The following is a 12496-nucleotide window of genomic DNA, read 5'->3' on the forward strand; positions in this document are numbered from 1 at the left end:
CCCATGTCCGTCCTGACGCACATCGTCTACGCGCTGGCCTATCTGGTGGCCGGCGGCGCCGTCGCCGTCGTGCTGCCGGAGATGCGGCCGGACGCCGACCCGCTGCTCGGCTGGCTGGCGGGCGGGGCGGTGGTGCTGGCCGGCGCGCTGGTCCACGACGTCGTCACCCGGCTGGAGCGCGAGCGGATCGCGTCGCGTCGCATCCATCGTCTGCACGATACCGTCGAGGCGCTGGCCGAGGAGGTCGCCCGGCTGCGCGCCGCGGTCGCCGAGGAGAGCGCCCGTCCCCACGCCGGTCCGGCCGGCTACGACGCGGTGATGCAGGAGGTGAAGCTCCTCCAGTCGCTGGTCACCCGTCTGGCCGAGCGCCGGGCTCCGCGCCCGCCCGCTTCCGCCGCTCCGGCGGTGGAGCGGCGCGCGTCGGTCGCCGCCGGGGAGGCGCCGACCGCCGTCCCGGCGCAGGCTCCCGCCGCCCCGATGCCCGCCGCCCCGATGCCCGCCGGTCCGATGCCCGCCGGTCCGATGGACGACGCCTCGGTCCTGGAGGCGGTGCGCGAGGCGCTGGAGGCCGACCGCATCGACATCTACCTCCAGCCCATCGTCAGCCTGCCGCAGCGCAAGCACCGCTTCTACGAGGTGTTCTCGCGCGTGCGCTCGGGCGACGGGCAGCAGATCATGCCCGACCGCTATCTGGAGATCGCCGAGCGCGAGGGGCTGATCGCCACCATCGACAACCTGCTGCTGGTCCGCTGCATCCAGCTGATCCGCGAGACCGAGCGGCGCCAGCATTCGATCGGCTTCTTCTCCAACATCTCGGCGGCGACGCTGAGCGACACCGACTTCATGCGCCGCTTCCTGGAGCTGATGACGCGGAACCAGGCGCTGGTCCCGAAGCTGGTGTTCGAGCTGAGTCAGGCCGACCTGCGGGCCGGCGGGGCGGTGACGCTCGGCATCCTGTCGCAGCTCTCGCGCCTGGGCTTCCGCTTCTCGATGGATCAGGTGAGCAACCTGGATTTCGACGTCGAGACGCTGCTGCGCCACGAGTTCCGCTACGTCAAGCTCGACCGCGCGCTGGTGCTCGACCCCGCCCGCGCGGCGCGGGTGGCGGAGCTGCGCCGCCGCTTCGCCGACGAGGGCATCGACCTGATCGTCGAGAAGATCGAGACGGAAGGCCAGCTCGTCGAGATCCTCGACACCGGCTTCGACTTCGGCCAGGGCTACCTGTTCGGCGAGCCGCGCCCCAGCCGCAAGCCGGGGTGAAGCCGGGCCGACGGGGCGGCGGCATCCCCGTGCGCGACGGTTGCGAAAGGCTTGCATTCCGCCGCCATGCTTGACAGCCGCCCGTGTCCCATTGGAAGTTTCGCGTTCCCGGTTCGCGCCGGGTGCAACGCAACACTTAAGATACGGTGACTTCGGTGACGTCCAACATCGCCATCACGCTTCCCGATGGCAGCGTGCGGGAGTTCGACCGGCCGGTGACGGGGGCGGAAATCGCCGCCTCCATCGGGCCGCGCCTTGCAAAAGATGCTCTTGCCGTCAAGATCGACGGCGAGGTGAAGGACCTCACCACCACCGTCACCACCAACACCAAGATCGAGATCGTCACGCGCAGCCACCCGGACGCGCTTGAGGTCATCCGCCACGACGCCGCGCACGTTCTGGCCGACGCCGTGCAGAAGCTGTATCCCGGCACGCAGGTCACCATCGGCCCGTCGATCGCCACCGGCTTCTATTACGACTTCGCGCGCGACGAGCCCTTCACGCCCGACGATCTGAAGAAGATCGAGGCGAAGATGCGCGAGATCGTCGCCGCCGACGTGCCGCTGGTGCGCGAGGTGTGGAGCCGCGACGACGCGGTCGCCTACTTCAAGAATCTCGGCGAGCACTACAAGGCCGAGCTGATCGAGGCGATCCCGCAGGGCGAGCCGGTGTCGATCTACCGCCAGGGCGACTGGCTGGATCTGTGCCGTGGGCCGCACGCGCCCACCACCGGCAAGGTCGGCCAGGGCTTCAAGCTGATGAAGGTGGCCGGCGCCTACTGGCGCGGCGACAGCCGCAACCCGATGCTCCAGCGCATCTACGGCACGGCGTGGCGCGACGAGAAGGAGCTGAAGGCCTACCTGCACCAGATCGAGGAGGCCGAGAAGCGCGACCACCGCAAGCTCGGCAAGGAACTCGACCTGTTCCACGTGCAGGAGGAGGCGGTCGGCTCGGTCTTCTGGCACCCGAAGGGCTGGACGCTCTACCGGACGCTGGAGACCTACATCCGCACCAAGCTCCAGGCCGCCGGCTATGTCGAGGTGAAGACCCCGCAGCTCATCGACAGCTCGCTGTTCAAGGCGTCGGGCCACTGGGACATGTACGGCGACAACATGTTCAAGGTCGAGGCCGACGGCGGCGAGAAGATCCTCGGCGTCAAGCCGATGAACTGCCCCGGCCATGTGCAGATCTTCCGGCACGGCCTGCGCTCCTACCGCGACCTGCCGATCCGCATGGCCGAGTTCGGCGCCTGCCACCGCAACGAGCCGTCGGGCGCGCTGCACGGCATCATGCGGGTGCGCGCCTTCACCCAGGACGACGCGCACATCTTCTGCCGCGAGGATCAGGTGGCGAGCGAGTCGGCGGAGTATTTCAAGCTCCAGCTCGGCGTTTACAAGGATCTCGGCTTCGACAAGATCTCGGTCAAGCTGGCGCTGCGTCCCGACGTGCGCACCGGCTCGGACGAGCTGTGGGACCGCGCCGAGGGGGCCTTGGCCCAGGCGCTGCGCGAGGCCGGTCTGGAGTATGAGGAACTGCCGGGCGAGGGTGCCTTCTACGGCCCCAAGGTCGAGTTCCACCTGACCGACGCCATCGGCCGCACCTGGCAGTGCGGCACCTTGCAGTACGACCCCAACCTGCCGGAGCGTCTCGACGCCAGCTACATCGGCGAGGATGGCGCCCGCCACCGGCCGGTCATGCTGCACCGGGCGATCCTCGGCTCGCTGGAACGCTTCATCGGCATGCTGATCGAGCATTACGCCGGCAAGTTCCCGCTGTGGCTGGCCCCGGTCCAGGCGGTGGTGACCACCATCACCAGCGAGGCCGACGGCTACGCCCAGGAGGTTGCGACCTTGCTGAAGCGCCAGGGCGTCCGGGTCGAGCTGGACACCCGCAACGAGAAGATCAACCTGAAGGTCCGCGAGCACAGCCTGAAGAAGGTGCCGCTGATGCTGGTGGTCGGCAAGCGCGAGGCGGAGGAACGCACGGTGGCGCTTCGCGTTCTGGGCGGCAAGGACCAGGAGGTTCTTTCCCTCGACGCCGCCATCGGCAAGCTGGTGGCCGAAAGCCGGTCGCCGGCCGGCGAGGCGGTCAACGATTCGCCGTTCTGATCGCCCCGACACCGCGTGACGACGAAAAGGCCCGCCGGAAACGGCGGGCCTTTGTTGTTGGGCCTCCGTGCTGATCGCGGAAGGGGCCTAGAGTCTGTCTGATTTAAGTAGGATCGTATCCTGCATGTCGGATATATGCGGCGCACTCGTGAGGCTGGAAGTGCTCCAGCAGGTTTCCGATGCGCCGCCATACGGCTTCGATCGTCCTTTCCTCGGCTTTCCGGACCAAGGTTTTGAGCTTTGCGAACATCATCTCGATGGGATTGAGATCAGGACTGTAGGGCGGCAGGAAGAGCAGATGGGCGCCGACATTCCGTATGGCGTTGCGCGCCGCGGCTCCTTTGTGACTGCCCAGGTTGTCGAGAACGACGACATCGCCCGGTGCCAGGGTGGGCACCAGGAATTGCTCGACCCAGGCCGTAAACATGGTCCCGTTGATCGGCCCATCCAGGACCAGAGGAGCCACGATCCTGTCGTGACGCAGGCCTGCCAGGAAAGTCAGCGTCTTCCAATGGCCGTGGGGAACTTTGGCGAGGTAAGGCTGGCCCTGCGCACACCAACCCCGGGTGCGGGTCATGTTGGTCTTCACCCAGGTCTCGTCGATGAAGACCAGGCGCTTGGGATCGATCTTATGCTGGTGGGCTTTCCAGCGCGCTCGGAAGCGAGCCAGCTTCGTCCCATCCTGCTCCTTGGCCAGCAGCGTTTTTTTTGAAGCTGAGGCCCAACCGGCGCACGCATCGCCAGACGGTGTCCGGCGTCACCACTGTGCCGCGTTCCGCCAACTCCGCCGTCAGCGCCCGGATCGTCAGGTCGCCCTTCTCAGCCAGCCGCTCGCGCAGCCAATCCACCGCCTCCGGCCCCAGCACGAAGGGACGATGACCGCCCATCTTGCCCGGCTCAAGCCCTTGTCCGGCACGTTGCTTCTGACCGATCCGCACTGCCGTCGCAACTGAGACGCTGAACTGCTGCGCCACCGCGCGGGTCGTCAGGCCACTCGCCAACGCCGCCGCAATCCGCTCACGAAGATCCAGAGACAACGGACGTGCCATCAGGGTTGATCTCCCAAATCAGTCAACCCGTTGAATCACACATCCGCTCCCTCGGGAATCCCCATCTCCGATTCAGACACAAACAGACAGACTCTAGCGGACGGGCGTGTCGTTGACGGCGGCGATGCGGCAGGCCTTCCGCGTGTGCTTACGGCAATTCTCCAAAGCTCCCTCGCGGGCGTCGCTTTCGCTGCGCTGTCCCGATTTCCAGCCATAGCCGCCGTCGGGCGACACGGCGAACGCCTTGTTGCCGGCGGCGGCGAGGTAGTCGCGGAAGCCGGCGCGGTTGCGTTCCGAAAGCTCCGGGGGCGGCGCCAGGGTCGCGGCCGGCAGCGCGATGAGGGTGGGTCGGAGGGTGAGCCCGTGGGCGGCCAGGAAGCGGTCGACCATCGGCGTCCACAGCGGGACGGCGGCGGAGAACAGGAAATGCCCGTCCTTGCCGTTGGCCGGCGCCTGCACGAACTCCGCCCGGCCTCCGGCCTGGGTGAAGGCGCCGAGAAGGCGGCGGGCCAGCGCCGGGCCGAAGAACAGGTCGTTCTCCGCGTAGATCCACAGGGTCGGCACCCGCGAGGTCCGCCCGAAGCTTCCGAAGGCCTCGACCAGCCGGTCGGGGCTGCACACGTCGTCGTCGGCGCGCGACCCGCGCCCACCGGCGAAGCTGATGGCGGCGGCCAGACCCGGCGGCGGGGCGGCGGCCAGCGCCAGGCTGGCGAAGCCGCCGGCCGACACGCCGACGCTGATGACGCGCGAGGCGTCGGCGAAGGGCTGGCGCGCCATGAAGCGGATGGCCTGCCGGAGGTCGTCGGCGCCGCGCTCGCCCGATTGCCGGTAGTCCGGGTTGTTGCAGGCGCCGCTGCCCTCGGCGAAGGGGCCGTCCGAGCCGCCGTAGCCGCGCCGCATCACCACCAGCGTCGCCCAGCCCCGCCGGGCGAACTCCCGCGCCTGGGGCGCCAGCCGCAGCGGCGTCATCCTCGCCCGTTCCGCCGCGTCGCGCGGCGAACCGTGGGTCATGACGGCGATGGGGAAGGGGCCGGGGCCGGCCGGGCGGATCAGCAGCCCCTCCAGCGTCAGCGCCTCCCCCGTGCCGTAGGTCGCGGGAATCCGCAGCTCCGTCTGGGTCAGGTCTTCGGCGTGCGCCGAAACCACGGCCCAGAGGAGAAGCGCGAAAGCGGCGAGAACGCGCAGGATCATGGCGAGCCTTCCCCGGAACGGCGAGCGGGTCGCCTTTTCTACGCCATCGGCGCGCGCCTGTCGCGTGGCCTCAGCGGCTTTTCGCCGCGCCGAGCAGCGCCGCGCCGACATAGCCGAGCGTGCGCCCCTTGCGCCCGACCCGGTACCAGGATCCGGTGACCTCCAGCACGGTGACGCGCTCCCCGCTCTCCAGCACATCCTCGACCCTGGCGTCGCAGGCCGGCGCCACCCGCAGGTTGGCGTCGGCCAGCACGCGGGCGACGCTGCCGGCGGGCAACGGCGCCCGGCGCCTGGCCGTCGGGATGTCGTCGGGCAGCGCGCAGCCCTTGTCCTCGCGCGACGCCTTGGCGTAGCGGCCGAGAGCGGGCTTGGCCTCCGTGGGTTTGGCGGCGTCCGCCAGATAGTCGGCGGCGACGTAGCCGAGCGAGCGGCCGTTGCGGCCGACCGGAACCCAGCCGTTCACCGCCGGGCCGAGCGCTTCCAGCCGGTCGCCGCGCTCGAACTGGTCGAGCGCCCGCGCGTCGGGCCTGGGGGCGGCGCGCAGCTTGACGGCGGCGGTGGCGACGACGGCGCGCCGCGCGGCGGAAACCGCGGCGGGCGGCTTGTCCGGCACGGGCGGGGCCGGCGGTCCGGCCGGCGCCGCGGCGACCTTGGGCGGGAGGGCTGGAGGCTGGGTGGGGTGGGGCGGCTTGGCGGGGCCCGGCGCGGCGGGTGACGCGGACGGGCGGGGGGTGACGGGGGGCGGTCCCGGCACCTGGATCGGCGACAGGGGCGGGGCCGGCACCGGGGCCGGCTGCAACACGGTACCGGGCGTCAGGCCGGTGGCCTGCGCGCTGCCCGACGGCGTCAGGCGCGGCATCGCCACGGTCGGGGCGGGGGCGGCGGGGGTGAAGCGTTCCTCCGGCGGCCGTGCGGCGGCCCCGGCCCCGGCCCCGGTGGCCGGCAGCGCCAGCAGGGCGAGCAGCGCCACCCGTGCGAGGCGCGCCCGCGCGCCAGCGGTGCCCGCCGCGCTTCCGGTGCCCGCCGCGCCCGACGGCACCCCGCTGTCGCGCCGCCCCGCCATCAGTCGAGGGTGATCCGGGCGATCAGCGTCGGCAGGGTCTGGCAGCGCAGCAGCCCGTCCAGCGTCCGGTGCTCGGTCAGGCGCACGCTCAGCGCGCAGCCGTAGGAGTTCAGCGTCAGCTCCGTCTGGGCCAGCGTCCCGATGATGCTGGAGGGCTTGGCGATGCTGTAGCCGGGGGCGCCGAGGCGTCCGGCGACGGCGCCGTTGATCGGGCTGAAGCCCTCGATCTCCAGCGTCATCGGCCCCAGATTCTGCACCACCGTCTCGGAGCTGGGATCCTCCTTGGTGGCGAAGAGCTGCACCGGCACGGCGCGGCGCCGGGCGATCCAATCCTTCAGCGCCAGATTGGCCAGCACCGGGTCGCGGCTCTGCAACGCCGCCTCGACCGCCAGCTGCCGCAGCGCCGGGTCGTTGCCGCCGAGCGCCGCCTCGTAGGCGGCGATCTTGGCCGGCCGGTCCTGGCCCAGCAGCTTGCCGCGCAGCTCGGTGATCTGGGAGACGCGCGCCTCGACGGCGCGGCGCTCCCGGTCGGCGCGCTCGCTCTCCGCCGCGTTGGCGGCGTTCTGCCGGGCCAGCAGCTCCTCCTCGCGCTTGAGCCGCGCAGTTTCGTCGGTCAGGCGCTGCCGGGCGTCGCGGTCGAGCTGCTCGCGCAGGGTGCGCGCCTCCTCGCTGCCGACCACCACGGTGCGGCCGGGAAGCTCGGTGGCCGGCCTGCCGATGCCGTCGAGCACGTCGGCGTTCTGCGGCTCCACCTTCAGCGTCCAGGCTCCGGCGGCGTTGCGGGTGGCGCGCGCGGTGGCGGTCAGCACCTTCTCCAGCCCGCTGTCGGCGGCCGGGCGCAGGAAGGTGACCGGCCCGTCGCGGCTGTCGACGACGTAGGTGGGGGTGGTCAGCGTCACCCGCGCCGCGATCCGCGCGGCGGCGCGCTGGTCCGAACCCTTGCCGGAGGTCGTTCCCGGAAGCTCGGCCGGCTCCACCGTCAGCGAGTCGATGTGCCAGGGAGCGGGCACATGGCGGGCGATCTCGGCGCGGACCGCCTCCTCGGGAAAGGGTTCCGACGCGGTGGCGGTGCCGACCGGGGTGGCCGCCGCGATGCCCGTCGCCAGCGCCGCCGCGAATCGCACTGTCGCCGGTCGCCTCATCGCCGCTCCCTTTCCCCCTCCGGATTCCGCCGGAAACCCCGTTCGACCCATGCGGGCACTGGTATAGCGAAGCGTCCGGGAAAGGAAGCGGGTTTTGTCCGCACGCCGCCGGCACACGGCCGTTCGGCTTTCCCGAATGCGCCCTTTTGTCGCGAGGTCTCGCGACCACTGGTCGAAATTGACTTGGAGGGCACACGCTTCTTGCAATATTCTCATACAAGTGGATGTATGGCCGCCACCGAGGGGTTGGCGGATTCGCAACGGACGGGGATCAGGACGTCACATGGCGGGCACTGGCGGGGGCAAGGAAGGGCCGGTCCTGGTCTGTCGGAACGTGAAGGTGAATGGTCGGCGCACCAGCTTGCGCATGGAGCCGTACATCTGGGATTCGCTGAAGGAAATCTGCGAGCGTGAGCGGCTGGGGCTGAACGAGATCTGCACGCAGATCGACCAGCGCCGCCAGGAGGGCAACCTGACCGCGTCGATCCGGGTCTTCATCGTCAGCTATTACCGGACCGCCATCGGCAACCGTGGTTTTTCCGAGGACGGGCCCTCGCTGATCCTGCGCAAGGCGCTGGACGACGCCGTGCCGCTGGAGGATTGAGCGGCCGACCGGGCGTGAGCCCAAAATTTCGGCAGCCGCCGCCGGACGATTGGGCGGCGCGCGTGAGCGGCGCGCGTGGACGAACCGTTGCGGGATGGTGCCGAACCCGCTGAAACCCAGCCCTCCGCCCGTTGGCATGATGCCTGCTTCGGCGGGTGCGTCCGGTGCCGCGCCGACGATGGCCCGGCTTTTCGGATGAGGGCGTCCGAGCCGAGGCGGCGGGACTTCCCGCCGCCTGGACGCCTCTTCATGCCCGAAAAGGGGAAACCGCATGCCCACCCCGTCGCCGTCCTCTTCCCCGGCCCGCCGCGCCGCTCCGCCACCCGGCGGCGAAGTCCTGGAGAAGACCGCGCTGACCCTCGGCTTCGTGCCGCTGACCGATTGCGCGCCGCTGGTCGTCGGGGTGGAGAAGGGGTTCTTCGCGCGCCAGGGGCTGGAGGTGACGCTGTCGCGCGAGCCGTCCTGGTCGAACATCCGCGACAAGCTGATGGTCGGGCTGCTCGACGGCGCCCACATGCTGACCGGCCTGATTCTGGCGATGACGGCGGGAGTCGGCACCTTTCCGACGCCGACCCGCGCCGCCCACGCGCTGGGGCTGAACGGCAACGCCATCACCGTCTCGACCGAACTGCACGCCGGCATGGCCGCCGCCGATCCCGAGGCGATGGCGCAACGCCCGCTGACGGCCCGCGCGCTGAAGCGGGTGATCGAGGCCAACCGCGCCGCCGGCCTGCCGCCCCTGGCCTTCGGCGTGGTCTTCTCGGTCGCCAACCACGCCTATCAACTGCGCTACTGGCTGGCCTCGGCCGGCATCGACCCCGACCGCGACGTCCGCATCGTCACCGTGCCGCCGCCGCGCATGGTGGCGAGCCTGAAGGCCGGCGACATCGTCGGCTTCTGCGTCGGCGAGCCGTGGAACAGCCTCGCCGTCTCCGAGGGCGTCGGGCGGGTGCTGATCGCCGGCTGCGAGTTCTGGAACAACGGGCCGGAAAAGGTGCTGGGCGTGCTGGCCTCCTGGGCGGACGCCCACCCCAACAGCCACCGCGCGCTGGTCCGCGCGCTGATCGAGGCGCAGGCCTGGCTCGACGAGCCGGCCAACCGGGTGGAGGCGGCGGCGATCCTGTCGCAGCCGCGCCACCTCGGCGTGCCTCGGGCGGTGGTCGAGCGGTCGCTGACCGGCGCCTTCATTTCCGGGCCGGGCGAGGCGCCTGTGGCGATGCCCGACTTCCACGTCTTCCACCGTTACGCCGCGACCTTTCCCTGGCGCTCCCACGCCTTGTGGCTGCTCGCGCAGATGGTGCGCTGGGGGCAGCTCGACGCCTCGGCCGACCTCCACGCGCTGGCCGCCGGGGTCTATGACGCCGAGCTTCACCGGCAGGCCCAGCGCGATCTCGGCGGTGCCGTGCCGCTGATCGACACCAAGCTGGAAGGCGCCCACGCGGGCCCCTGGCTGCTGGAGGAGGCGACCGCGCCGATCCCGATGGGGCCGGACCTGTTCTTCGACCGGGCGATCTTCGACCCCACCGGCGCCCTGCCGGCCGCCCGCCACGCGGCGCAGCCCGCAAGCCCGGCGACCGCCGTGGATCGGGATGGAGCGCGGGCCGCGCGGGAGCGCTGATCCCGCGCGGCGGCCCCGGCGCTCCGTGCCCGGCGCTCCATATCCGGTGATGCAGTCTTGAAACCAAACCCGCCCTTGCGTATTGCGGCGACCCGATTGCGTCTTCATCCCTGGTCCATCAACGAGGGGGTGACGCGATGGATTGGTACGCCCACACACCGAAAATCCCCGGCGCTCCCTGGGAACCGTTGCGCGAGCATTTGCTCCGGGTCGCCGCGAGGGCGGAGGGGTTCGCGTCGGTCCTGTTCCCGGAAAGCCGGTGGGCCGGGGCCTGGGCGCGGGCGCTGGGGCTGCTGCACGACGCCGGCAAATACGCGGACGCCTTTCAAAGTCTGCTGAAGGACGGCAAGGGCAGGGTCGACCATTCCACGGTCGGCGCGGTCTTCGCCTTGGAGCGTTACGGCGACAGGAGCGCCGCCGGCTGGCTGCTGGCCTATGCGGTGGCCGGCCACCACGCCGGGCTGCCGGATGGCGGGGGAAGCGGGGACGGCAGCCTGACCGTTCGCCTGCGCAAGGCCCGCATCCCCGATTCGGTCCGCGCCGACTTCCTGCGCGAGGTCGGGCCGCTGCTCCCGGCCGAACTGCCGCTGCCGCCCTTCGCGGATCCGTTCGCCGTGGCGCTCTTCGCCCGCATGATCTTCTCCTGCCTGACCGACGCCGACGCCCTGGCGACGGAGGGCTACAGCGACCCCGAAACGGCGGCGCTGCGCGGCGGGCAGCCCGATCTGCCCACCCTGGCCGCCGCCCTGCGGATGCATCTGGCGGGCAAGGCGGCCGGGGCCGACCATTCCGACGTCAACCGGATCCGGGTCGAGGTGCTGGAGCGCTGCCGGGACGCCGCCGCGCTGCCGCCCGGCCTGTTCTCGCTGGCGGTGCCCACGGGTGGCGGCAAGACCCTGTCGTCGCTCTCCTTCGCGCTGGAACACGCGCTGCGCCACGGTCTGCGCCGCGTCATTTACGTGATTCCCTACCTGTCGATCATCGAGCAGACCGCCGAGGTCTTCCGCCACGCCGCCTTCGCCGGCCTGCCCGGCGCCGTGCTGGAGCATCACTCCGCCTACGGCCCGCCCGGCGGCTTCAAGGATGGGGACGAGGAGGGCGTCGGCCCCGACCGGCACAAGCTGGCGTCGGAGAACTGGGATTCCCCGGTGACGGTCACCACCGCCGTGCAATTCTTCGAATCCTTCTTCGCCGCCCGTCCCTCGCGCTGCCGCAAGCTGCGCAACGTCGCCGGCTCGGTCATCGTGCTGGACGAGGCGCAGCTCCTGCCCCTGCCTCATCTGCGCCCCTGCCTCGTCCTGCTGGAAGCGCTGGCGCGCGACTATGGCTGCACCGTGCTGCTGAGCACCGCCACCCAGCCGGCGCTGGGCCGGGACCAGCCGCTGCCCTTCGGCCTGGAGGGCATCCGCCCGATCATGCCGGGGGACGGCGCGCCGGCCCTGCACAGGGCGATGGAGCGCGTGCGGGTCGAACACGCCGGCCGGCTCGACGACGAGGCGCTGGCCGGCCTGCTGGCCGATGACGGCAACCCACAGGCGCTGTGCGTGCTCGACACGCGCGGCCACGCCGCCGACCTCCACCGGATGCTGACGGAGCGCAAGGTGGACGGGGTGCGTCACCTGTCCGCCGCCATGTGCGCCGAGCACCGCTCCGCCGTGCTGGCCGCGATCCGGGCGGATCTGGACGCGAAGCGTCCCTGCCGCGTCGTCAGCACCCAACTGGTGGAGGCCGGCGTCGATCTGGACTTCCCCCTCGTTCTGCGGGCGATGGCCGGCCTCGATTCGATCGCCCAGAGCGCCGGCCGTTGCAACCGCGAAGGCCGTCTCGACGGGGTGGGGCGCGTCGTCGTCTTCGACACCGAGCGGCGCAACGGCCTGTCCGACCTCAACCGCCGACGCGACATCACGAAGGAGCTGATGGCCGCCCGCCCCTGGGAGGAGGCGCTTCGTCCCGACGCGCTGTCCACCTATTTCCACCGGCTCTACGGCGCCAGCCTGAAGAAGAGGACGTTCGACGGCGGCGATCCCTACGACGTGGCCAGGGCCTGGGAGAGGCTCGCCACCACCGGTCGTCCCGACGCGTTCCCCTTCCGCGCGGTGGCCGCCGATTTCCACCTGATCGACAACGAGCAGGTGGCGGTGATCACCCCCTATACCGACGAGGCGAAGCGCTGGGCCGTTGCCTTGCGGGCCAGCGAGCGCCCCGGTCCGCTGGCCCGCAAGCTCCAGCGTTTCACCGTCACCATTCCGCGCGGCCAGCTCGCCCGCCTGATGGCCGCCGGGATCGTCGAAGCCATCGGCGAGCACGGGCAGTTCCTGCTGCTGACGGATTGCGACGGGCACTACGATGCCGCGTTGGGCCTGACGGCCCGCGACCCGAGGGAGCGGACGGAGCTGGAGAATGTGGTTTAATCTGGTCGCCAAAACGCATCTTCCGGCTGTTCTCAAAAATTATTAATCTC

9 protein-coding genes are annotated in these 12496 nt (G+C 70.9%); 5 read left to right on the forward strand and 4 right to left on the reverse strand.

Annotation, left to right across the window (positions count from 1 at the left end):
- Positions 1 to 3 precede the first annotated feature (3 nt).
- Positions 4 to 1260 (forward strand): EAL domain-containing protein, encoded by a 1257-nt coding sequence (locus JN22_RS21580; protein ID WP_085555880.1) that lies wholly within the window; start codon positions 4 to 6, stop codon positions 1258 to 1260.
- Positions 1261 to 1415: 155 nt separating this feature from the next.
- On the forward strand, positions 1416 to 3368 hold the full coding sequence (gene thrS, locus JN22_RS21585; protein ID WP_179166203.1) for a threonine--tRNA ligase: 1953 nt from the start codon (positions 1416 to 1418) through the stop codon (positions 3366 to 3368).
- A 103-nt stretch (positions 3369 to 3471) separates the two neighbouring features.
- Here the strand turns inward: thrS and JN22_RS21590 are convergent.
- From JN22_RS21590 to JN22_RS21605, 4 genes are all read right to left on the reverse strand, one after another.
- Positions 3472 to 4417, reverse strand: a protein-coding gene (locus tag JN22_RS21590; protein WP_143268068.1) for an IS630 family transposase whose coding sequence is annotated in 2 segments (ribosomal slippage) — positions 3472 to 4077 and positions 4079 to 4417 — 945 coding nt in all. Because the reading frame shifts where the segments join, the coding sequence is not laid out codon by codon here.
- Positions 4418 to 4510: 93 nt separating this feature from the next.
- Complete coding sequence (locus JN22_RS21595) at positions 4511 to 5608, reverse strand: CocE/NonD family hydrolase (RefSeq protein ID WP_085555882.1); 1098 nt, start codon at positions 5606 to 5608, stop codon at positions 4511 to 4513.
- Between the two features lie 70 nt (positions 5609 to 5678).
- Positions 5679 to 6671 (reverse strand): SH3 domain-containing protein, encoded by a 993-nt coding sequence (locus JN22_RS35005; RefSeq protein ID WP_085555883.1) that lies wholly within the window; start codon positions 6669 to 6671, stop codon positions 5679 to 5681.
- A complete protein-coding gene (locus JN22_RS21605; RefSeq protein WP_085555884.1) occupies positions 6671 to 7813 on the reverse strand; it encodes a coiled-coil domain-containing protein in 1143 nt (380 codons plus the stop codon). Before JN22_RS21605 ends, JN22_RS35005 begins: the two co-directional genes overlap by 1 nt.
- Positions 7814 to 8096: 283 nt before the next feature.
- On the opposite strand from JN22_RS21605, the gene JN22_RS21610 reads away from it, so the two are divergent.
- The 3 genes from JN22_RS21610 (at position 8097) to JN22_RS21620 (ending at position 12446) form a co-directional block, all read left to right on the forward strand.
- Complete coding sequence (locus tag JN22_RS21610) at positions 8097 to 8417, forward strand: ribbon-helix-helix domain-containing protein (RefSeq protein WP_085555885.1); 321 nt, start codon at positions 8097 to 8099, stop codon at positions 8415 to 8417.
- A gap of 271 nt (positions 8418 to 8688) precedes the next feature.
- A complete protein-coding gene (locus JN22_RS21615; RefSeq protein WP_085555886.1) occupies positions 8689 to 10035 on the forward strand; it encodes a CmpA/NrtA family ABC transporter substrate-binding protein in 1347 nt (448 codons plus the stop codon).
- A gap of 137 nt (positions 10036 to 10172) precedes the next feature.
- A complete protein-coding gene (locus tag JN22_RS21620; RefSeq protein WP_085555887.1) occupies positions 10173 to 12446 on the forward strand; it encodes a CRISPR-associated endonuclease Cas3'' in 2274 nt (757 codons plus the stop codon).
- Positions 12447 to 12496 lie beyond the last annotated feature (50 nt).

Source organism: Azospirillum agricola (assembly GCF_020005195.1).
Taxonomy (GTDB): domain Bacteria; phylum Pseudomonadota; class Alphaproteobacteria; order Azospirillales; family Azospirillaceae; genus Azospirillum; species Azospirillum agricola.